The sequence below is a fragment of the Clostridium sp. CM036 genome (assembly GCF_055081135.1).
Map to the genome: position 1 here is coordinate 3,273,632 of NZ_CM143652.1, position 22,441 is coordinate 3,296,072.

Annotated in this window: 18 protein-coding genes; 7 read left to right on the forward strand and 11 right to left on the reverse strand. The window is 30.8% G+C overall.

What is annotated here, in order from left to right; translation table 11 throughout:
* Positions 1-43 precede the first annotated feature (43 nt).
* Positions 44-1,993, reverse strand: a complete 1,950-nt coding sequence (locus ACWJKE_RS15530) for a PAS domain-containing sensor histidine kinase (protein ID WP_462958969.1) — start codon at positions 1,991-1,993, stop codon at positions 44-46.
* Between the two features lie 459 nt (positions 1,994-2,452).
* On the opposite strand from ACWJKE_RS15530, the gene ACWJKE_RS15535 reads away from it, so the two are divergent.
* Entirely contained in the window at positions 2,453-2,980 is a 528-nt protein-coding gene (locus ACWJKE_RS15535) for a DUF6241 domain-containing protein (RefSeq protein WP_220286180.1), read from the forward strand.
* 320 nt (positions 2,981-3,300) lie between these two features.
* Here ACWJKE_RS15535 and ACWJKE_RS15540 read toward each other — a convergent pair whose 3' ends face one another.
* The 5 genes from ACWJKE_RS15540 to mgtE all read right to left on the reverse strand — a co-directional run bounded on the left by ACWJKE_RS15540 (position 3,301) and on the right by mgtE (position 10,180).
* Positions 3,301-4,878 (reverse strand): ABC transporter permease/substrate-binding protein, encoded by a 1,578-nt coding sequence (locus ACWJKE_RS15540; protein ID WP_462958970.1) that lies wholly within the window; start codon positions 4,876-4,878, stop codon positions 3,301-3,303.
* Positions 4,871-6,016 (reverse strand): ABC transporter ATP-binding protein, encoded by a 1,146-nt coding sequence (locus tag ACWJKE_RS15545; protein WP_216302597.1) that lies wholly within the window; start codon positions 6,014-6,016, stop codon positions 4,871-4,873. The genes ACWJKE_RS15540 and ACWJKE_RS15545 overlap by 8 nt, the downstream gene beginning before the upstream one ends.
* A gap of 20 nt (positions 6,017-6,036) precedes the next feature.
* On the reverse strand, positions 6,037-7,605 hold the full coding sequence (locus tag ACWJKE_RS15550) for an ABC transporter permease/substrate-binding protein (protein ID WP_462958971.1): 1,569 nt from the start codon (positions 7,603-7,605) through the stop codon (positions 6,037-6,039).
* 270 nt (positions 7,606-7,875) lie between these two features.
* Entirely contained in the window at positions 7,876-8,502 is a 627-nt protein-coding gene (locus ACWJKE_RS15555; protein ID WP_165412539.1) for a TrkA C-terminal domain-containing protein, read from the reverse strand.
* Between the two features lie 334 nt (positions 8,503-8,836).
* Positions 8,837-10,180, reverse strand: a complete 1,344-nt coding sequence (gene mgtE, locus ACWJKE_RS15560; protein ID WP_216302599.1) for a magnesium transporter — start codon at positions 10,178-10,180, stop codon at positions 8,837-8,839.
* Positions 10,181-10,557: 377 nt separating this feature from the next.
* Here mgtE and galE point away from each other — a divergent pair, with 377 nt between their 5' ends.
* Positions 10,558-11,544, forward strand: a complete 987-nt coding sequence (galE, locus tag ACWJKE_RS15565; protein WP_220286178.1) for a UDP-glucose 4-epimerase GalE — start codon at positions 10,558-10,560, stop codon at positions 11,542-11,544.
* Positions 11,545-11,635: 91 nt separating this feature from the next.
* Here the strand turns inward: galE and ACWJKE_RS15570 are convergent, their stop codons facing one another.
* Positions 11,636-11,779 (reverse strand): hypothetical protein, encoded by a 144-nt coding sequence (locus ACWJKE_RS15570; RefSeq protein WP_220286177.1) that lies wholly within the window; start codon positions 11,777-11,779, stop codon positions 11,636-11,638.
* A gap of 270 nt (positions 11,780-12,049) precedes the next feature.
* Positions 12,050-13,873 (reverse strand): MutS-related protein, encoded by a 1,824-nt coding sequence (locus ACWJKE_RS15575; RefSeq protein WP_462952745.1) that lies wholly within the window; start codon positions 13,871-13,873, stop codon positions 12,050-12,052.
* 198 nt (positions 13,874-14,071) lie between these two features.
* Between ACWJKE_RS15575 and ACWJKE_RS15580 the strand changes: the two genes are divergently transcribed.
* The 3 genes from ACWJKE_RS15580 to ACWJKE_RS15590 all read left to right on the forward strand — a co-directional run bounded on the left by ACWJKE_RS15580 (position 14,072) and on the right by ACWJKE_RS15590 (position 16,905).
* Positions 14,072-15,007 (forward strand): hypothetical protein, encoded by a 936-nt coding sequence (locus tag ACWJKE_RS15580; RefSeq protein ID WP_462958972.1) that lies wholly within the window; start codon positions 14,072-14,074, stop codon positions 15,005-15,007.
* A gap of 202 nt (positions 15,008-15,209) precedes the next feature.
* The gene (locus tag ACWJKE_RS15585; RefSeq protein WP_462958973.1) at positions 15,210-16,022 is read left to right on the forward strand and encodes a hypothetical protein; all 813 of its coding nucleotides are present in this window, start codon (positions 15,210-15,212) and stop codon (positions 16,020-16,022) included.
* Positions 16,023-16,158: 136 nt separating this feature from the next.
* Positions 16,159-16,905 (forward strand): DMT family transporter, encoded by a 747-nt coding sequence (locus tag ACWJKE_RS15590; protein ID WP_462958974.1) that lies wholly within the window; start codon positions 16,159-16,161, stop codon positions 16,903-16,905.
* 3 nt (positions 16,906-16,908) lie between these two features.
* Here the strand turns inward: ACWJKE_RS15590 and ACWJKE_RS15595 are convergent, their stop codons facing one another.
* Both ACWJKE_RS15595 and ACWJKE_RS15600 read right to left on the reverse strand, forming a co-directional pair.
* Complete coding sequence (locus ACWJKE_RS15595; protein ID WP_216302605.1) at positions 16,909-17,355, reverse strand: ferritin-like domain-containing protein; 447 nt, start codon at positions 17,353-17,355, stop codon at positions 16,909-16,911.
* Positions 17,356-17,631: 276 nt separating this feature from the next.
* Positions 17,632-19,803, reverse strand: coding sequence for a diguanylate cyclase (locus tag ACWJKE_RS15600; RefSeq protein WP_462958975.1), 2,172 nt, complete (start codon positions 19,801-19,803; stop codon positions 17,632-17,634).
* A gap of 258 nt (positions 19,804-20,061) precedes the next feature.
* Between ACWJKE_RS15600 and yidA the strand changes: the two genes are divergently transcribed.
* On the forward strand, positions 20,062-20,886 hold the full coding sequence (gene yidA / locus ACWJKE_RS15605) for a sugar-phosphatase (protein WP_462958976.1): 825 nt from the start codon (positions 20,062-20,064) through the stop codon (positions 20,884-20,886).
* A gap of 243 nt (positions 20,887-21,129) precedes the next feature.
* Here the strand turns inward: yidA and ACWJKE_RS15610 are convergent, their stop codons facing one another.
* Positions 21,130-21,273, reverse strand: coding sequence for a hypothetical protein (locus ACWJKE_RS15610; protein ID WP_216302609.1), 144 nt, complete (start codon positions 21,271-21,273; stop codon positions 21,130-21,132).
* A gap of 229 nt (positions 21,274-21,502) precedes the next feature.
* Between ACWJKE_RS15610 and ACWJKE_RS15615 the strand changes: the two genes are divergently transcribed.
* Entirely contained in the window at positions 21,503-22,426 is a 924-nt protein-coding gene (locus ACWJKE_RS15615; RefSeq protein WP_462958977.1) for an N-acetylmuramoyl-L-alanine amidase family protein, read from the forward strand.
* Positions 22,427-22,441 lie beyond the last annotated feature (15 nt).

Sequence of the window (22,441 nt, forward strand, 5' to 3'; positions counted from 1 at the left end):
GGATTATATTTGCAGTATTATTTTTTATTTTTGAATATGGAGATTACGAATAAGCATCTGAAAGCTCAACTTGCACGGTTTCATTTCTACTTCTCATTTTGCTATTATATAGCGTATCTTCATTAAGTACCTTTTTAGACGGAAGTTTAACTGTAAACGTACTTCCACTGCCGAATTCACTTTCAACAGATATACTACCGCCATGTAATTCTACAATTGACTTAACTAAACTCAAACCAATACCTGTACCTTCTGCATTTCTTGATAGTGAGTTATCTACTTGATTAAATCTATCAAATATCATATCCAAGTACTTGTCTTCAATGCCAACCCCAGTATCCTTGACTGATATTTCAACAAATTCATTCTTATCATTAACGTTTATAAATATGTCATCGCCTTCATCTGAAAATTTTATCGCATTTGATATAAGATTTAATACTACTCTTTCTACCTTTTCTGGGTCACAAGCAATAATTTTTTCTTCTGTATTTGTATCAAAAATGATTTTTAATCCTTTGCTGTCAGTAAAGTTTGTTACAGACATAGCTATTTCCTCTACAAATTCGACTATATTATTATTTGATAGGTTTAATTTAAAGAACCCTGCTTCAATTTTCGATAAATCAACTATGTTATTAATCATTTTAGATAATTTATAGGAATTTTGCTTAATTGAGGCTATATATTTAATAATTGAATCCTTCTTTTGGTCCAGGGATCCATTAGTGCAATACATATTTAATAACTGAGTTGTTGCAAATATAACATTTAGTGGAGTTTTAAGTTCATGGGATATGTTAACAAGAAATTCTCCCTGCAATTTTAATGCTCTTTCCATCACTATATTGGACTTTATTTCAGGGGTAACATCAATTATTAAAACTAATATTTCCTCGATTTCTCCGTTTAATTTAAACACTGGTTCAAATATAAGATTCCAATATACCTCGTCACCATTTATCAAATGTTTCTTTTTATTCAAATACTTAGTTTTCTTTTCTTTTAAGACTTCATCAATACATTGGTAATATTCAGTTGTTTTGAGTGGTCCTAGTAAAATTTCAGCATTATTATTTCGTATAAGGTTAATTGATTTAAAATCAGGCTTTAGCAATTTAATGTAATCAAATGCTTTTTTATTTATATCAATAATGTTTAAATCGGGACATGATAATCTAATAACAGGTAAATCAAAAGTGTCTATCACTCTGCTTAGCATTTCAAATCGGCATCGCACGGAGGCCAATTCAGTTCGATTCTCAATTAGCTTGGTTCTCCTCTTTACAATTTGATTTTTAATAGTATTTTGCGTAACCTGAGTAGCAGTCTGAAATAGGTACTTCATCTTATTGTTTTCAAATATAGGTGTTAGGGTAGAATCCCAATAAGTTATACCTCTAGTAAAGCTATCAAATTTGAAATCTTTTATATAGTTTGCCTTTTGTGACCATAGGACAGTATTATAAATAACTTCAACTTGGCTTCCCGAAAATCCAGGTATAATTTCTCTAATAGGACTACCTATACTATTTTCTCCTTTATTAAAAGGAGAATCCGTAAAATTAAGGTATTTTTGATTCGCTTTAAGTAATATTAAATCGGGTACACTGTAAATAGCTACACCCGATATGTTATCTATAAATGATTGCTCAACAAACATGAGCTTGTCATTAAGTCTGGAATTTGGGGTCTCAACAAAAGTATATATTCTTTCATTCGTCCCTTTAACATGGGAAAGTGATATATTAACTTCTATTGATTGACTGGATTTTGTGAATATATAGTATGTATAGTTACTATCTATAGTATCAAGAAGTATTTGTGAGTTGATTTTTAGCATTTCTCCTATTTCTATGAGCGATCTATTTAACAATTCATCTAACGCATACTCTGTTAAATCAAGAAAATCTTTATTAACCTTTGTTATAATATTATCGCACGAATATAAAAGTGGTTCTATTATTATGCTACTAAAGGTGGTTTCCATCATAATTCCCCCAATTTTTTTAACACGCCCAATATAGATTTTATAATCATAAATTAAGTAAATTACCAAAATTAATATACTTATTATTACATATTAGCATATAATAAAATATATTGCCATATATAATCATGTAATTATGCAATTTTTACTCGGAATTTATGTAATTTTATACAGTAATACAATATATTACTCTTTAAAATAAACGTTGGAATAATATTACAAATGTGGTATAATTATAAATGTCTAACATACTAAAATATTACAGGGGATGTTATTTTATGATTGTAATAATGTAAATAGCTCCGAAGGAGATAAATAGCCCGAAGGAGATAAATAGCTCCGAAAGAGATAAATAGGGTATAGAGAAAATAAGTAATATGAAATCGTATTCATAAAAACTGAAAAACGTAATAGCTTCAGGCTAGCTATAAAAAGCCTGTAAATATAAGGGGGTAAAATCGTATGAAACAGAATAAAGTAAGTGACAAATTTCATGCCATAAGCGGCAAAATCTTTCCCTTACATGGTAGATGGCTTGTGGTAAGTAGCATTGCATTGGTACTTGCAATAATAGGGGCAGGAAGTTACTATATTACACAACATAAATTAACTGAAACGGAAAGTCCAAAAACGGTACAGGCAGTCCAGTTAAATAAGGAGTTAGCTAATAAGGCGGTTGAAATAAAAGCAAATGATACCGTAGAAAAAATAAGTGATGATGAGTTATCACTTTATAGTACTATGCATAAAATGATAAACACTAAAATTGTAGCACAAGACGGGAAAATATGGGGAGAGATACAAATAACCCCCGACAAGTGCAACCAACTAATTGCGAAAGTTACAAAAAGTAAATATCCTGATAAGGCGACTTTGTTACAATTTCTTGAAAGGTGGAAAGATAATAATTTTAAAAGTGGAGTGGACGAACATAATTACCTATGGGATGGACTTGGGGGCACAATAGGAAAAGCAAAAGATATGAGATAAGGTAAAAAGTATATATTACGCGTATTGCAATACGATTAATGCATTCGCTTCGCTAAGAACTACTAAAGCTTGCTTCAATGCATTATACGTAATATATACCTTTTTTGCGCATAAAAATCAGAAGAATAAATAAAAAAAACGTGATATATTATTAAAATATATCACGTTTTTTTATTTTATAGGAAACAGATTGCATAATAGTATGAAGTTTCTCCGGGAGTGACTCCAAATAAGAAGGGCCGAAACATTGAATTTCACGTTTCAAGCTCTTATTTGGTGCCACGCAGGAGAAACTTCATAGGTCTTGCACTCTTATTTTTTTATTCTATCAATTTTTTGGATCTTAAAAAGTCTTCTGCAACTTTTCTAGGTTGTTCTTCATTGTCTACTCTATAATTAAGAGTTCGCATATCTTCATCTGTAATTTTACCTTCGAGAAGGAGGAATACATCCTTTAATCCAGGATGCTTTTTAAGTGTTTCTGCTCTTATTACTGGAACTGCATAGTAAGGTGGGAAAAAACTCTTATCATCTTTTAAAAGTTTAAGATGAAATTTTTCAAGTAATCCATCTGTAGCAAAGGCATCTAGAACCTGTGTTTCGCCTTTTTCAAGTGCGGTATAGCGAAGTCCACCATCTATACTTTTTAAACTTTTGAAATTTAGATTATATAAATTTTTAACTCCAAGGTAACCATCTTGTCTAGCTGCAAATTCCATAGTAAAACCCGCATTATATTTAGAACTTATCTTTGATAAATCAGAAATAGTAGTTAAATTATTTTTTTTAGCAAAATCATTTTTTACTGCGATTACATAGGTGTTATTAAATCCTAAAGGTTCCATTACATCTATATCATAATTTTTCGAGAAATCATTTTTCATCACATCATAAACTTTATTTGGATCACTCATGGTAGGTTTTTTTAGAATATTTACAAGACCTGTTCCAGTATATTCTACATATACATCTACATCTTTTGATTTCATAGCACTAAATACTACATTAGTTCCACCTAAGTTTAATTTTCGTGTAACTTTAATGTCTGTCTTAGCCTCTATTAAAGAAGCTACCATATTTCCAAGTATTAATTGTTCACTAAAGTTTTTAGAGCCTACAACTATTGTGTCTTTACTTTTAACAAAACTTGAAGCGACTGTTGATACAATGATTATAACAACTAAGACAGAAGCCCAAAGTTGAGTTTTTTTGTTTTTAAAGAATCTAGTAGTTCGAGTTGGGGGTTTATGAGTATCTTTTATTCCTTCTGGAATTACTATGTTTTCTACCTTGCCTATAATGAAGTCTAGAAAAAGGGCAAGAAAACAAGCAGGAATAGCTCCGGCAAGGATCATATTATTGTTAACAGTTGAAACGCCTGTGAAGACTAAGGATCCTAAACCGCCAGCGCCTATAAAAGCGGCTATGGTCATAAGTCCTACAGCTGTAACTGAAGATATTCTAATACCTGACATAATAACCGGCATAGCTAGTGGGAAACGAACTTTGAGTAGTACCTGAGTATTGGTAAGTCCCATACCATCAGCTGCTTCAATAAGTGCAGGGTTTATGTTAGTGAGCCCTGTAAATGTGTTCTTTACAATTGGTAGAAGCGAATACATAACCGCCATAATAATAGCTGGTTTGCTTCCAATACCAAGTATAGGTATCAAAAATCCAAGAAGTGCCAGACTGGGAATAGATTGAATTACGTTTGTAACCCCAATGATAGGACCTGTTAGTTTTCTATACCTAACTATAAGTATTCCAAGAGGCACTGCTATTAAAACTGCCACCAAAATTGAAAATATAGTTAATTGTATATGTTGAATAAATAAGTCTATTATTTCAGATTTTCTATCTATTACGAAATTCATAAAAGAATTAATACTATTCATCTACATCTACCTCCATGTCTATAAATTGATTACTTAATATAGATAAAAGGCTGCTTTTGGTAAGAAGTCCCGATAGTTTATTGTTATCATCTACTACAGGAACAAAATTTATATCTTCTTTTTTTATAACTTCTAATATATCTATTATAGAATCTTCTTGATTTACTGTTATAAGTTCCTTTTGCATTATTTCTTTAATCTTTATAGTTTTATCTGGGTTCGCTCTTAGAGTTGATCTAATATGCTTTAAGGTAACAAGTCCACATAAAATGTTGGATTTATCTACAATAAGTAAACTATCTACATTAGCAGACTTCATTATTTCAATTGCTTGGAGTATTGTTCGCTCTGCAACTGATTTTATAGGTTTTTCTATCATAATATCTTTTGCCTTAATTAATTCAGGTTGATTCCATATTCTTTTTTTACCTACAAAGTCGCGTACAAAGTCATTGATAGGATTTTTTAATATTTCTTCTGGAGTATCAAATTGAACAACGCTGCCAGCATCCATAATACAAATTTTATCTCCGAGTTTTAATGCTTCATCCATATCATGAGTTACAAATATTATGGTTTTCTTGAAATTTTGTTGTATATTAAATACCTCATCTTGAAGTTGCGTTTTTGTTATAGGGTCTAGTGCACTAAAAGGTTCATCCATTAAGATTACCTCAGGATTCATTACAAATGCCCTTGCAACGCCAACTCTTTGTTGCTGACCTCCACTTAACTGATTAGGGTATTTATCCATAAATTCATCAGGATCTAGCCCTACTAAATTTAAAAGCTCAATTACTTTTTCCTTTATTTCATCCTTTGGAATTTTTTCTATGGATGGTATTAAACCAATATTGTCACCTATAGTTAAGTGAGGAAGAAGACCCGCTTGCTGTATAACGTAACCCATATTACGCCTAAGTTTTATAGTGTTTTTATCTTGTATTTTATCTCCATCTAAAAAAATTTCACCTGTTGATGGGATTAGTAATTTATTAATCATTTTAAGTGTGGTAGTTTTTCCACAACCACTAGGTCCAATAAAAACAACTAATTCTTCGTTTTGTATAGTAATATTTACATCCTTTAAAATATGTTTTCCATTTATAATTTTATTTACGTTTTTAAATTCAATCAAAATATAGCCTCCTATTTAATTTAATCCATTAATTTTTTAGATTTTAAAAAGTCTTCTGCAACTGTTCTAGGGTCCTCACCGTTGTCTACTCTATAATTTAGTTTTTGCATATCTTTAGCGGTAACTTTACCCTCTAAGGATAGTAGTACAGGTCTTATTTCAGGATATTTTTTTAGTATTTCTTCCCGTACTATAGGAACTGCATAATAAGGTGGAAATAATTTTTTATCGTCTTTTAAAAGTTTTAGATCGAATCTTTGAAGCAAACCATCAGTAGTAAATGCATCTGTAACTTGAGTTTCATTATTTTGAAGTGCTGTATAGCGAAGTCCGCCATCTATACCTTTTACATTTTTAAACTCTAAATTGTATAGTTTTTGTAATCCAAGATAACCATCCATTCTGCTTGCAAATTCCATGGTGCATCCTAAATCAAAATCTTTGCTAACTTTTGCTAAATCTGAAATAGTATTTAAATTATATTTTTTAGCAAGATCTTGCTTTAGCGCTAACTCATATGTATTATTGAAACCTAATGGTTTTAACCATTCTACATTGTAATCCTTTTTAAAACCATCTTTAACTATGTTGTAAACTTTGTCAGGATCGCTTATAGAATCTTTTTTCATTATATTTACGAGGGCCACACCTGTGTATTCTACATAGATGTCTATAGCACCTGATTTTATAGCATTAAGCGTTACAATGGACCCACCTAAATTCATTTTTCTTTCAACTTTATAGTCTGTATTACTTTCTATTAAAGAGGCTACCATATTTCCAAGTATTAATTGTTCGCTATAGTTTTTAGAACCTACAACTATTGTATCCTTACTTGTAAAGAAACTTGTAAATACTGAGGATAAAATGATTATAAGAACTAATGCCGAAGTTCCGATTTTAAATCTTTTGCTGTCAAAGATAGTATTAGTTTTTAGTGTTTTTGTGCCTTGAGAAATCTTTATTCCTTCCGGAATTACTATAGTTTCTACCTTGCCTATAATAAAGTCTAGAAAAATAGCAAGAAAACAAGCAGGAAGGGCCCCCGCTAGGATCATATTATTGTTAACAGTTGAAACGCCTGTAAAGACTAAGGAGCCTAAACCGCCAGCTCCTACAAAAGCGGCTATTGTCATAAGTCCTACTGCTGTAACTGAAGATATTCTAATACCCGACATAATAATCGGCATAGCTAGTGGAAAACGAACCTTGAGTAGTACCTGAGTATTGGTAAGTCCCATACCGTCAGCTGCTTCGATAAGTGAAGGATTTATGTTAGTTAGTCCTGTAAATGTATTTTTTAGAATTGGTAGAAGAGAATACATAACTACCATAATAATTGCTGGCTTGCTGCCGATACCAATTATAGGTATTAAAAACCCGAGCAATGCGAGACTTGGTATTGATTGAACTAAATTTGTAAAACCAATGACAGGACCCGAGAGGTTTCTATACCTAACTATAAGTATTCCTAGAGGCACTGCTATTAACACAGCCATCAATATTGCAAATATAGTCAGTTGAATATGTTGTATAAATAAATTGAATATTTCAGCTTGTCTACTTATTACGAAATTTATACTATTCATTAACAGTTACCTCCATATCTATGAATTGATCTCTTAATGTATATAAAATTACATAATATCCCTTAATCAAATTAAAACCCCCCAATTTATTGCAAAAGCAACAACTTTATCATATCATTGGGTTGTTACTTTGTAAAGAATGGGCTAATCTATAAAATTTGCTAGTATGTTGAAATTACTAGTATATTATTAAAGATTATTTATTTAATTTAGTGAAAATTCAACCAAAAATCAATCCCTTACATCTGCGATGTAAGGGATTTTTGAGTTTTATTTTTTATAAAGAAAGAGCTTAATTCTATAATAGCTAGTTTCATCACAGATTACCACAAATATGTCATTATCTTCAAATATAGTTTGTGGCCCGGGGGAAAGTATTAATTTTTCATCTCGTCTTATACCAATTATTGTTGCTCCTGTATTTTGCCAAAATTCAGCTTCAGATATAGTTTTACCTACGACACTCATTTCAGAATGTATTTCAAACTCAAAGGGTATGAAAGGGTTACTATTTTTAAATCTGCTAGAATAATCTATTAGTTCATCGATAGAAGACTCTATATTTTTATCTAATTCTTTTTTCTTTTCAAGTAAATCAACAACTTCTTTTTTTAGAGAAGTTATAGAATCTATATCTTTGAAATTATGGATGAATTCCAAACAATTATCTACTGAGTTTATGACTATTCCGCTACCTTTTGTTACTTTAACTATATCCATGTCGCTAAGAAGAGTTATTGATCTTCTTATAGTCTCTGGCGATACGTTATATTGGCTTGCAAGTGAAGAGCGACCGTATAGCTTATCGCCTATAGGAAGATCTCCAGATAGAATTCTATTAGCAATATCAATAGCTATTTTTTTATAAACAGGTTTTAAAACAGAGCCATTTGGCATTTTGGTTTTATCAAAAGTAATATTCAACTTTTGATAAATTCCCCCCTTCCAAGGTATAATATTTTGTTAAATCAAGTATGTAATATTATTGCTTTTCTTAATCAAGTATAAATTAATACCTTTATAATGTAAATAGAGGATTACTTCTTATTAGGGAGGGGTGCTTCTTCTTAGGGGAAATTGCTTCTTCTTAGGGAAGATTACTTCTTCTTAGGGAAAGTTAATGCTTAAATTATAAAAATAAAAAATATAGGATAGAGAGTAAATATTTTTTACTCTCTATCCTATACGTATCATGCTATATTTAATAATACACTTTGGTAGTTTTTATTTATTATATTAAGTAAGGTAAAAATAACGTTGCAAGCCCAAGAAAGAAGAGGAAACCTAAAATGTCAGTTACTGTAGTAACAAATACAGCAGAAGCAAGTGCTGGGTCAATATTGATTTTTTTTAGTATAACTGGTACTGCAAAACCGGCTATGGTTGCTGCCATCATGTTTAACAACATAGATAAACCAATAACTATCCCAAAAACAATATTCTTTTCCCAAAAGCAGCCTAATAGAGCTACTGCAATACCCACTGCAACACCTGTACATAGACCTACACCGAATTCCTTTAATAATATTTTCTTGGAATTTTTAGCGTCTATTTCTCCGAGGGCTATGCTTCGAATAATAATAGTTAGCGTTTGTGTACCTACATTACCGCCCATACCTGCAACTATTGGCATGAAGACGGCCAAGGCTACAACCTTTTGAATGGTGCCTTCAAAAAAACTAACGGTTGAAGCGGCAAGGATTGCAGTTATTAGATTTACAAATAGCCAGGGCAATCTACTGCAGATGGAAGATTTAAGAGAACCGGTAACCTTTTCATCTCCTTTTAAACCCGCGAGACGATATAGATCCTCAGTATGTTCATCACTAAGAATTCCCATTATATCATCTGAAGTTATTATTCCTAAAATATGCATATCTTCATCGACTACGGGCATAGTTAAAAACCCGTATTTTTCGAAAATGTGCCCAACTTCTTCTTGATCCATATCAACAGGGACGCTCATGGCATTACTATTCATGATATCTGAAATTTTCACATCAAAGTTGCTTAGTACTATGTCTTTTAAGGATATAACTCCTTTTAAAAGATCGTTTTCGCCTATTACATATATATAATAAGAAGTTTCCGCTTCTGTAGCTTCCTTTTGAAGATAATTTAAGGTCTCACCTATAGTCATATTTTCTTTTACACTGATAAACTCAGTGGCCATAATACCACCCGCACTGTCTGGAGAGTAGGTTAACAATGCGTTGACTTCGTCAACATCTTCTTTATTCATTTTTTTCATGATGCTTTTAGCTTCATCTTCCGAAACAGCTTCTAATAAATCTACTAATTCATCTGATGACATTTCATGTATGATTTTTTTTTGAATGATGGTGGAATGAATGGATAAGAGGTCATATTTCTCCTCATCTTCTGCATCATCAATAATGTTTGCAATCACATTTGGAGATAGTTTTTGAAATAAATTTATTTTATCTCCATCATATTGCCTAATAACTACTAGAATATCAGCAGGATGAATGAACTGAATAAGTTTATTTATTTCATCTATAGTTTCGGTTAACAAAAATTCAGTTAGTTCTTTTTGGTTTAATCTATGAGACATAATCTCCCTCCTAACTTTTATTTAGAGGAAGAAGGTTCGCTAATAAAATAAGGTTTGCAAGAAAAGTGCATAATTAGGTCAAAGCGCTAGTATAAATGAATTCTTCCTCTATAATAATATTAAATTTTATATAGTAATTCCTCGGTATGGGGCCAGAATCCATTGATAGTACCTCCAATAAAAATAGCTTTTTAGTATAATACGGAAAAGCTTATATATTTGTTCAAATTATTATATGATGGTAGCACTGCATTGTCAACCGTATAGAAATAATTTGATTAACAATAAAGTTACAACTAATAGAAGTTGTTGTGTTAAAATAATATATAAGATTGTATTATTTAATAATAAGTTTTTATGAGAGGAGAATTTAGTTAATGGCTATTTTAGTATGTGGTGGAGCGGGGTACATTGGAAGTCATATGGTCGCTGAGCTCTTAGAAAAAGGTGAAGAGGTAGTTGTTTTAGACAATTTCCAAAAGGGACATCATGATGCGCTACTTGGTGGAAAGCTTTACTGTGGAGATTTAAGAGACGATGAAATACTTAATAAGGTTTTTACAGAGAATACTATAGATGCAGTTATAGATTTTGCAGCAGATTCATTGGTAGGGGAAAGTGTTACAGAACCTCTAAAGTATTTTGAAAATAACATAGGATCTACTATAAATTTACTTAAGGCTATGAGAGATCATAAGGTTAAATATATAGTTTTCTCATCAACTGCAGCAACCTACGGGGAGCCAGATAATATTCCTATACTTGAAGAAGATAAGACTTTTCCTACTAATCCTTATGGAGAATCAAAGCTTTGTGTGGAGAAGATCTTAAAATGGTGTGATAATGCTTATGGTATAAAATATACTGCGTTAAGATATTTTAATGCAGCAGGTGCACATATAAGCTCAAATATAGGAGAAGACCATAGACCAGAATCTCATTTAATTCCTATTATTCTTCAGGTAGCACTCGGACAAAGAGAAAAGATTATGGTATTTGGAGATGATTACGACACTGAGGATGGTACTTGTGTTAGAGATTATGTCCATGTAACTGATCTTGCTAGTGCTCATTTACTAGCAGTGAAGAGGCTACGATGCGGGGAGGACAGCATAACTTGTAATCTTGGAAATGGGCAAGGATTTTCTGTTCAACAGGTAATCGACGTAACAAGAAAAGTTACTGGAAAAGAAATAAAGGCTGAAATGGCTCTTAGACGTGCAGGAGACCCTGCAGTGCTTATAGCTTCTAGTGAAAAGGCTAAGAAAATTCTCGGATGGGAACCTAAATATGCTTCTCTTGAAACTATTATAGAAACTGCGTGGAAATGGCATGAAAGTCATCCTGAGGGATATAAAAAATAAGAGGTAATAAAAAAGTTGTACAAGCTCTATTGGATATTTTATCCCTTAGTTAGCTTATACAACTTTTTTAAATTTGATGTATTTTATTGTGTCATTCAGCGAAGACTAGATAAACACCATATTTATCTTCATAGTCTTTACTTTTGCTAGCAAAATCGGCGAAAAAAGAACCTTTCAAAAAAGTGAATATAGAAACTAGTATAATAAATTTTTTTAAATTTAAATTGATTTTCATAAGATTTCTCCTTTCACGATATTACTATAATATTATTTTGCTCTAAATTAATATTAAAAACCTATTGAAACATAGGGAAATTGCCAAAACATATACATGGTTAAATTACTAATTATATTGACCATAAGAAAAGACTGCATTATTTAATATATATGATGGAATAATTGACCTTATGATTAACCGAATTATTAAATGATGTTACGCTTTTTTATGCGTAAAAAAAAGTATATATTACGTATAATGCATTGTAATATATACTTTTTTTATTTTTTATTTTGGGAGTTCAATGTCAGGTGGAATATCAAGGCCTGCCATTTTCATTAAGTATAATGCATTTCTAGTGGTAGATACTCCATGTCTGAGTTTATAGTCAAAGTATAATTTATCATCTTTATAATATTCTTTAAGATGGTAATTTTTAACTCTTTTATTAGTGGTTTCTATGTCACCTAGCTCTAAGTCGTGGGTAGACACAAAGCCTAGTGCATTCTCAGTACTTAGCTTGGCGACTAGTATTTTAGCGCCGGTATGTCTATCTATAGAGTTAGTTCCTTTAAAGATTTCATCTAATAAGAAGAAAATTGGAGTTTTGTTTTTCGTAGCATTTACAAGTTTTTTTATTCTTAAAAGTTCTGCATAGAAGGATGAAATGTTTTTTTCTAAGTTATCACTTGTTCTCATGCAGGTATAAATGTCCATTATAGAGCAGTTAAAACTTTGCGCACATACAGGAGCACCAGCATAGGCTAAAACCAAGTTAATACCTGTAGTTCTAAGAAGTGTGCTTTTACCGGACATATTGGAACCTGTTATTAAAAGAACATTTTGTGATCTTTCTATGCGGATATCATTATATACTCGGTTACTTCCGAGTAGTGGATGGCCCAGATTTTTAGCATCAAATATAGGGGATCCGTCCTTAAATTTTGGCATTGCCCAGTCAGGGTGTTCATAGGATATAATTGATAGACTATTTAAGGATTCAATTTCACCTATAACATCTATCCAAGTTGCTAGAGAAGAACCACTCTTTTTCTTAAATTTCTGAAGATTAATTAAACATTGATAATCCCACAGGAGGAGGATATTTATAGGTAAATAATACATATTTCTTCTGTCGGATATTACTGTTACTAGATTTACTAGTTTTTTAATTTGAAAAGAAGCGTTCATTCCGTCCTTATTAACAAGTTTTTCTTTCAATTTGATTAAGTACTCTGAGGTAAAAGTCTTCTTTTCTATATGCATAAGGAGTTTATTATATATAAAAATTGAATCCTTATATTTATATACAGTGTCCAAATTTCTACTTACTTCTTTATATCCAACTAAAAGAAGTATTATCTGAATGACAATTGCTAAAAGGGGTATTCTGTAAGATACTTTAGAGAAAACAAATGATAATACCATAAGAGATAGAGTTATTATTGGTAATATCCTTATTACGGTTATTACTAGAGGTTTTAGGAAAAACTCATTTTTATCCTTTACCCATTCAAGCAATTCCCCAGGGTTATGGTTTTTATTCTCGCTAAGTATTGCTTCCGCTGCAAATCTCTGTGTCCATCCAATATTCCCAGCGAGCTCTTTTATGGATTCCTGCCTTTTATGTATTTCATCAGTATTATAAATAGGGGCGGAAAGAGAATCTTTCAATTTTTGTCTACCAAGATAAGTTATGCAGGTGTTTATCCATTGGAAAAGGGAGTTATTGCCAAATATATCTAGGTCTTTCGAGTAACTGTGATTTTCATCGCTGAAATCATCACCATTATCAGAAAAATCTTTCCAATTGTTATTTATGCGTTTTAGACAATTTTCATTTATTTTACATAAAATCGAACATCTGATTTTGTTGCGTTTTATCTTGCTATGTTTAATTGCCAAAGTTATAAATGTGATGATGGTGGTAACTAATATTAAAAGGCTTAAATAGTAAGTAGTTCGTAAATAAAAGAAAATTGTAAAGCTCAATCCGGATACGAAAACTATTAATCTTAATAAGCTTATAAAACCTATGGTTTGTTTTTGCTTTTTTAATAGAGTATCGTAATGGTTTTTTCGATTAACATAAGGCGTTTTTTGTGTTCCCATAATATCCTCCTAATATGTTTTGTTTATTAGATACATAATATCATACAAAAGGCTTGTACCGCAATTTTTCTAGATAAGTATAATATGACCAATTTTATTTGCAGTTAGAGAAAAATTTTTTGTGAACTATGTGAATTAGAGTTAAAAATTATGTTAAATGTGTTAACATATAAATATTAATGAAAAAAGGGGGAGAATATGTCGGAAAACATGCAATTAAAGAGAAAAATAATTATAGGGACATTAACTATTTTATTAGGATCAACAGTAGTTTGTGCATACCTAATATTATACAATAGTGGATTAGTATTTAAAAAAACAGCTTCCTCAGAGATTATAGATAAACTTAAAAAAATACAGGGAAAAGGCGGGAAATTTGAATTAACTCAAAATGACATAGATGAGTTAAGTAAATTATTAAGGCCTGAAACTAAGGGGGATATAACTCTTAAGGGAGTTAATATAGAGATTGTAAAGGATGAACTTGTAATTAAGGCTCCTATCAGCTATAAGAAGGTAAATTTATTATTTTCGTCCAAGGGAAAGATAGATTTTACTAAAGACAATTTTACATATACTGCTGAAAATTTTAAAATTGGCAAGCTCACAATACCTAAAAAAATAGTGTTGTCACAAATTTCAAAGTCTGATAATAAGAATGTTTATGCTGAGGACAATTTAATAAAAATTAATCCAAGCGTAGTTCCTTTTAAGATAAATAGTTTAAAAGTTGAAAATAATAGAATATCAGGAACAGCTGCGAAGCAAAGCTCCAGAATTCCATTTAAAAATATTGATGCAAAGAATGTAGAAGAGACAGATAAGCAATTAGCTACAGCGAAACAAAAAAAGCCTCTAAATACCATAGATGGAGCGCATGGTAAACATATAGAAGAAAAGAAAAAAGTAATAAATGATAATAACAATACTGTGAATGAATTTAAAAATAAATCTTCAAGTAGTGAGAAAGAGAAAAAAGGATCTGGGAAGCAAAAAGAAATTAAGCGTGATTCATTAACAAAAGAGAAAAAGGTAATACCTAAGATTCAATCTAAGGATAGAGTTAAGAATGCATCATTTAGGAATATAAATCGGGGCAATTCTGAACAATTAAGAAAAGCTTCTGGACTATGAGGAATAAATAAATAGAGAACTATCAAAATACATTAGAGATATTTTGGTAGTTTTATTTTTTTAGAGTATGCTTTTTCATAAAGATATTTAAGAAAAGGGTTAAGAATTAAATAGAGAATATTTGTTAATTATTTAATTTAAAGTGCCGAATTATAGAAATTGTGGTAACATATATAAGTAAAAGGGGATTAAGGAGGGGAATATGGCTAGAAATAATAAATCAAAGAGAAGCAAACTAATATGGGTGCCAATTATTTTACTCGTGGCACTGGCAATTTTTGCATGCTCGATATTATATAATGGTGAAGTAATAGTTGAAAAAACGGCTTCTACAAATGTTATACAGGAACTTGAAAAAGACATACTGTTAAAAAGTGGGCAATTTGCAATAAATCAAGAGAATATGAATGCGTTGATTAATCTGTATTTTAAAAAGCCTATAAGTAAGGGAGACATAACTATTAAGGAAATTAACACAAAAATAGGAAATGATAAAATTTTGATTGAGGCTCCATTCAGTTATAAGAATATTAATTTATTATTATCGTCCACGGGAAAGCTAGATGTTTCTAATGGTGAAATTACATACGTTGCTGATAATTTTAAAGTTGGAAAGCTAACATTACCTAAAGAACTTATAATGTCTCAAATTGCCAAGCAGAGTAATGATGTCTTTTATGTTGAGGATAATCTAATAAAAATTAAAACAGATATACTTCCTATTAAGATAAAGAGCTTTGTAATTAGAAATCATAAAATAATAGGAACGGTTGGATTTAAGGAAACAAAAACTCAATCTGAAGGTCTTGACACGACAAGCGACGAAGATATAGATAAGGAATTAGTAGCGGCAAAACAAAAAATACAAAGTGCCACTAAATATATGAATGAAACGCAAAAAGAACAAGCAAACAACATTCTGAGTACAATAGAAGAAGTAAAAGGTAAATCTATAGAACAAAAGAAAGAAGTACTAAATTATATTAATAGTATAATTGATGAAGTTACTAATTAAATAATCTTCTGGGAGGCTGCAACATATTCGCAGCTAGAGACTTAACTACCAAAATACATTAGAGGTATTTTGGTAGTTTTATTTTTTTTGTTTGTGATAGAATGATACGTAGACATAAAGAAAGGGATGTGAACAAATGAAAAAGATAGATGGAATAATATATACAGTAGTATCTTCAGCGGCTTTTGGAGTTATGCCAATTCTCGCAAAAATAGCTTATACTGGGGGAGCAAATGCAACAACAGTGTTATTTCTTAGGTTCTTTATAGCTACTTTAATAATATTACTTTACATAGTTGTTACAAAAAAAGATTTTAAATTAAACAAGTCACAGCTAATGCACATTATTTTTTTATCGATTATAGGATATACAGGCACATCTTATGCGCTGTTTTTATCATATAATTATATATCTGTGGGACTCGCTACTATTCTACATTTCGTTTACCCTGTGATAGTAACAGCTTTTTCAGGTTTTTTCTATGCGTATTATATTGTTGGAGTTGCACATAGTGAAGTTAACAAAATCGATACGTTTGTACTAACTTTCTATTTAGCGTTTATAGCTGCGCTGTCAATTTTCATAATGGGCATGATTAATGGACAATTAGATTTTAATATAAAGCCATATAGTTTTTTAGCTTCCGGTAGCATCGCTCTAGTATCTACAGTTTTAGCTCTTACGATGTTTTTAAAGGGCATAAAAATAATAGGCCCTTCGAGTGCTGCGATATTAAGCACTTTAGAGCCTATAGTAAGCATTATACTTGGAGTTATAATTCTAAGTGAAAAGCTGTCCTTTACTATTGTAATTGGATGCATATTAATTTTATTCTCAGTAATAATCCTTACATTGGGACAAAGGGCGCGGGATAGCATGTAAATGTTATTTTTTGTTTAAGGTAAATAAATAATTGTATTTTACACTATGCTTTATTTCATCAGTTATAATGTTGAAAAGTATATCTCTATACATTGTACATGGAAGTCCTCTTCTGATTTCTCGATATCTTTCCACAGCACCCAGTTCACCAAATAATGCTTTTTTAATACCATCAAGGTAAGAAATAGGTTTCACAAATTCCTCATCGTCTTTAAGTAGTACATCTATTCCAGTGATGTTATTATATATTTGTCTAAACATTTTATTATGTCCACGTTCATCATCTCTTATAGAGGCAATAATTTTTTTTTCATCGTCTGTAGGAGCAACGCTTATTAAGTAGTCATAGAACAATTCATCTTCTTTTTCACCTTGAACTGCTGCTCTAATACCTTCTAAGGAGTTTGATAATAAATTTGGATCATACGTAATATATGGATTTCCGTACATTTTAACCCTCCTTGTAGTGAGTTAGTTGTAGGTAACAACTATTAATCGTTAAACCACTATTATGCATAATATGAAGGACGTATGATATTTGTTACTAAAAAAACGGAGAAAAGTTTGATGGTTAAATAATTAATTGGTATAGCAGTAGATAAAATGTTATGAACTTTATAAAAAATCTTGATTATTTAATGAACCTATGAATGGGTTAGATGAAGAGTCTGTTGAGCTGATATAGGAACAACTTGCGGAAAACAATGTGGATAACTTTTTTCTAATTCACTCAGCGGTGTATAAATTACTCTTAGAGTCCAAATTTATTGATACAACTTTATTTTTACCAAGAGCCTTTGCTCGGTACATGGCTTTATCCGCTGCTATGCATAAATAATTCAAATCTTGAACAGTAGGAGTAAGTGTAGCAACTCCAAGGCTTGAGGTGATAGGTATTGAATCTGATGTTCTAATAATTAAAGGATTATTTTCTATAGCACTGCGCAGATTTTCTCCGATTATTTCAGCACCTTCAAAGGAGGTGTTAGGTAATAATATAATAAATTCTTCACCCCCAAAACGACCTAAAACATGATTTTCACTTAGATTTTCTAAGCAAATTTTCGATAGACGTTTTAAAACTAAGTCTCCAGTATGGTGGCCTAGGCTATCGTTAATTTTTTTGAAATCGTCAATGTCAATCATAATGAATGAAATAGGTTGTAGCAATAATTTAGCCTTATCAAAGCTTATATTTGCAAGTTCAAAAAAACTTCGTCTGTTGTACAAATTAGTTAGAGAGTCAATGCAAGCTAGCTTTTTAGCTTTGCCATGCAAGGTAGCATTTTCTATAGCCATTCCTGCATGGTGGGAAAAGGATAAGGCTATATCACAGTGATTCTTAGTATAAATGTTTTTTTGAACTGAATCTAATGTTAAGATTCCAATGATTTTATTTTTAAAGATTATAGGGATGCCCATCCAACTTTCAATATTGGGTAGACCTATATAATGCGTAAAACGTGGATCTTGTTTAACGTTCGAAACTAATAAAGTAGTATTAGTTTCATATATTTCTTTAAATAGCTTATCATCTTTTTTACTTATGTGAATTTTGTATACCTCATTTATGTTTTTGAAACCAGTTCCCGCCATAATATTGAAATGGTTGTTTTCTTCCATGAAAAATGATGCGCTGTCATAAGGCACTAATTGTTTTAAATTTTTCAATAATTTATCTAGAACTTCTTCTAAATTCAAGGATGAATTTAGAAGAAAGGTAGATTCTCTAAGCTTCTCTCTTAAAAGACACTCTTCATTTTCCTTAGATAAAGTTTCGATTTTTTTATATGCTTTAGAATGATTCATTGCCAATATAAAAGTATTTAAAAGTACGATAATGAAGAATCCTAATAAAGAATAGTCATTTAAATTATTGAATATTTGAAATATCCTAAGGAGTTTTGAAGCAATTAGTGGGGAAATAAAAACAGTAGTAACTATAAAGAATAGGGAAAAAAAGTTATAGATTATTATAATTTTTTTTGAGTAATTTAGTTTAAAAACTACGCATGTGTAAATAAGTATAAAATAAACTGCTGCATAGAAAGTTAAGTAGTCCAGTTTAAGAGCTAGGCTATAGCTTACGTTATCATATAAGGTTAAAAAATAATTGTTACCAACAGTTAAGGCCCTTAAAGATGCAATTATGCAAAAAATACCAAAATAAAGATTAGAAGTATCATCTATTCTAAAAGCATATAACCATAAGTGATATAAGCCCATTATAAGCAGTATACCAAAGTAAAAAAATCCAAGTGCAATTGATGCGTCTCTTTTATTCGCCATTTGGGACTGCAATCCTAGATAAATATTGCCACGGGTACCTCCTTCTCTAAAGTTATGATTTGAAATTTGAAGTACTAAATGTATTTTGTCATTATTATTCATAAAATAGCTGGTAATTGGAAGAGATTTAGGAAGCTCGGAAGAACTACTTTTGCCAACAATACCATTAGATGAAAAGAGCTGTCCATTAATCCATAATTTATATGAAGATAACATGGGAGGAAGACTTATGCCTAAAAGTGTATCTTTATATTTTGAATTTAAATTTATTGTTAAACTATATGTAGCATAACCATTAGAATCATAATTTTTATTATATTTATTCCAAGGCATTGGCATTTCTATATAAGAGGGAAGGGGAGAATTATTAGTAAAATCTTTTGGCGATAGTAATTGCTGACAGTAAAATTGCCATTGCCCGTCAAGGGAAGTATATCCATCTTTATGAAAATCCCAATTTGAAAGTTCAAGTACTCCTTTTTGTGAAGGAATATTTGAAGATGCATTGGGCGTAGCCAATTTATTTAAGGAGAAAACGACATATAATAATGCTGCTAAAATAAGGATAGATAGAGTAATAATCAGTGGTTTTTCTTTTTTTAGCATCATATATATAACCTCCTTATAAGTGTAAGTGTGCTATTTTACATATTATAGTCAGTATATTACCTAAGTATAGTAAAAATGACATTATTTTATGTGGAACTTAACGGTATGATATGCTTTAATTCATAATAAATATATGAATTTAGTTATTTTGAATGTAAAATTACCGGAGAATTTATAGAGAATGAAATCCATTACTTATAAAATTATATGTTATACTTAAACTGGTCTAAGAAATGTTTTTAACACGGAGGTAATTGAATGTATAAATTAATAGCACTAGATATGGATGGAACATTATTAAATGATAAAAAACAAATTTCACAAGTGAATTTTGACGCAATACAACAAGCAAAAAAAAATGGAATAAAAGTTGTACTAGCATCAGGAAGACCTTTAGTTGGGTTTAAAAGATATTTAGAAGAACTTAACTTAATTTCAGAAGATAATTATGCAGTAGCATTTAATGGAGCTTTAGTTCAAAATACTGAAGGTAACAGAACGATAGCTAAAACAACATTAACTATTGAAGATTATAAATATTTGTATGAATTAAGCAAAGAGCTAAAGGTGAATATACATGCATTAACAGAGAATACGGTAATTTCGCCTAAGGATACTAAATACACTAGAAATGAAGCAGAAATGAATCATATTTCTAATGAGGTAATAGCTGTTGAGGATGTAGAAGAAGGTACTACTATAGTTAAGGTTATGTTTGTGGACGAGCCAGACATTATAGATGAAGTAATGCAAAGAATTCCTGAAGAAGTAAGTGATAAGTACACAATAGTTAGAAGTGCACCTTTCTATTTAGAGTTTCTTCATAAATCAGTTAATAAAGGTACAGGGGTAGCGGCTCTAGCGAAGGAGCTAAATATTAAACAAGAAGAGGTTATATGCATAGGAGATGCAGGTAATGATATTCATATGATTAAATATGCCGGCTTAGGAGTTGCTATGGGGAATGCATTCCCAGAAGTTAAAAGAGCTGCAAATTTTATAACTAAAACTAACGAGCAAGATGGGGTTGCACATATTATTTATAAGTTCATTTTAAATGGCGAAGAAGAATTCGCGATATAAAAGATATTAAATAATAATAATTATTGACAAATAGGCAAAATTAATATACAATAAAACTATAGAAACTTCTAATACATATAGTACTAATAATCTTTATCCCCCCAAGGAAGAGACTAAGTTAATGCTAGAACCCAATCCCTTTATTTAAACAAATATAAAAAAGCTAGCAAAATTTAATTTTGCTAGCTTTTTATTTTTTTTGTATAGATATTTCAGTTTTTTCTCTTGATTTACTGACCTATTCTAATGATGCAATATTATAGTGCTAGTTAAGGCATCGCTCGGTTCTAGTAGGACTTTTTCTAAGTTCTGGAGATCCTCTATTTTATTAGCTTTTTCTATTTTATCACGGTCTTCATCGTAATATATATCGTCTTTGTGTGGCATTAAAATTCCTCCTTTTTAAAATTTGATTACTAATGTTATTATCTTAGGCTTTTTAGCTCGTCGTAATACTATGAAATTTTTGGAATATAATGTACAAAACATAACAGTGAACATATGCTTTTTTATTTTAGCTGCTAATCTGATATAATTATGGTTATGTTAATAAATAAATGGGGAAATAAGCAATAATATTTTTTGTTGTATGCAGAGAAAGGCTGGGGGATTTAAAATGTTAAAAAAGAAAAAAATAATATTAGCGTTCATGTGTTTAGCTATTTTGGGTGGTGCATTATATAGTACAAACTATGCCGTAAAAAAACATGAAAGATCTGTACAAACTATGAAGATTAAAGAAGAAGCATTAACTAAAGCTAAAGAAGAAAAATTAGCGAAAGAAGAAGCAGCGCTAAAAGTGAAAGAAGAAGCATTAGCTAAGGCGAAAAAAGAAGAAGAAGCAAAAGCAAAAGCTTTGATAGAGATAAAATCACAGATTAAAACTGATGAAGATAAGAAAAGCTCAATTGGAAGTTCTCAAAAAGTTGTTGTTATAGATCCAGGACATGGCAGTGTTACTAGTAGCAAAAAAGAGCAACAAGATCCAGGTTCAAGTACAATGAAAGTAATTGAACCGGGTGGTGCTCAGGGTGTTAATACAAGAACTCCTGAATACGTGGTTAATATGGCGGTAGCAGTTAAACTCAAAAGTGTACTACAGGAAAAAGGATATACTGTAAAAATGACTAAAACGCAAAATAACATAGTTATGGGAAGTAAAGCAAGGGCCGAGTTCGGCAACGATAATCAGGCGGATTTAGTTATAAGAATCCATGCGGATGGAGATGATAATTCATCTGTTAAAGGAGCATCAATGCTTGTACCTGCAGATACTAAAAATACAAATGCCATATATAAGACAAGTAAAAAATATGGAGAGATAGTTTTTAGTAGTTTAATTAATAAGGTTGGTATGAAGGATAGAGGCGTTGTGGAAAGAAATGATATGACAGGATTTAATTGGTCTAAGGTACCTGTTATTTTAGTGGAAATGGGTTTTCAATCTAATGCTTCTGAGGATAAATTGCTTGCAAGTGACTCTTACCAAGATAAGATAGCGAGGGCATTGGCAGAGGGTATTGATAAGGCACTAAAGTAAAAGTATAATTAATAA

Excerpts from the sequence above, each read along its gene's own strand:
- ACWJKE_RS15530 (WP_462958969.1), bottom strand. The coding sequence starts at position 1,993 with ATGATGGAAACCACCTTTAGTAGCATAATAATAGAACCACTTTTATAT.
- ACWJKE_RS15535 (WP_220286180.1), top strand. The coding sequence starts at position 2,453 with ATGAAACAGAATAAAGTAAGTGACAAATTTCATGCCATAAGCGGCAAA.
- ACWJKE_RS15540 (WP_462958970.1), bottom strand. The coding sequence starts at position 4,878 with ATGAATAGTATTAATTCTTTTATGAATTTCGTAATAGATAGAAAATCT.
- ACWJKE_RS15550 (WP_462958971.1), bottom strand. The coding sequence starts at position 7,605 with ATGAATAGTATAAATTTCGTAATAAGTAGACAAGCTGAAATATTCAAT.
- ACWJKE_RS15555 (WP_165412539.1), bottom strand. The coding sequence starts at position 8,502 with ATGCCAAATGGCTCTGTTTTAAAACCTGTTTATAAAAAAATAGCTATT.
- mgtE (WP_216302599.1), bottom strand. The coding sequence starts at position 10,180 with ATGTCTCATAGATTAAACCAAAAAGAACTAACTGAATTTTTGTTAACC.
- galE (WP_220286178.1), top strand. The coding sequence starts at position 10,558 with ATGGCTATTTTAGTATGTGGTGGAGCGGGGTACATTGGAAGTCATATG.
- ACWJKE_RS15570 (WP_220286177.1), bottom strand. The coding sequence starts at position 11,779 with ATGAAAATCAATTTAAATTTAAAAAAATTTATTATACTAGTTTCTATA.
- ACWJKE_RS15575 (WP_462952745.1), bottom strand. The coding sequence starts at position 13,873 with ATGGGAACACAAAAAACGCCTTATGTTAATCGAAAAAACCATTACGAT.
- ACWJKE_RS15580 (WP_462958972.1), top strand. The coding sequence starts at position 14,072 with ATGTCGGAAAACATGCAATTAAAGAGAAAAATAATTATAGGGACATTA.
- ACWJKE_RS15585 (WP_462958973.1), top strand. The coding sequence starts at position 15,210 with ATGGCTAGAAATAATAAATCAAAGAGAAGCAAACTAATATGGGTGCCA.
- ACWJKE_RS15590 (WP_462958974.1), top strand. The coding sequence starts at position 16,159 with ATGAAAAAGATAGATGGAATAATATATACAGTAGTATCTTCAGCGGCT.
- ACWJKE_RS15595 (WP_216302605.1), bottom strand. The coding sequence starts at position 17,355 with ATGTACGGAAATCCATATATTACGTATGATCCAAATTTATTATCAAAC.
- ACWJKE_RS15600 (WP_462958975.1), bottom strand. The coding sequence starts at position 19,803 with ATGATGCTAAAAAAAGAAAAACCACTGATTATTACTCTATCTATCCTT.
- yidA (WP_462958976.1), top strand. The coding sequence starts at position 20,062 with ATGTATAAATTAATAGCACTAGATATGGATGGAACATTATTAAATGAT.
- ACWJKE_RS15610 (WP_216302609.1), bottom strand. The coding sequence starts at position 21,273 with ATGCCACACAAAGACGATATATATTACGATGAAGACCGTGATAAAATA.
- ACWJKE_RS15615 (WP_462958977.1), top strand. The coding sequence starts at position 21,503 with ATGTTAAAAAAGAAAAAAATAATATTAGCGTTCATGTGTTTAGCTATT.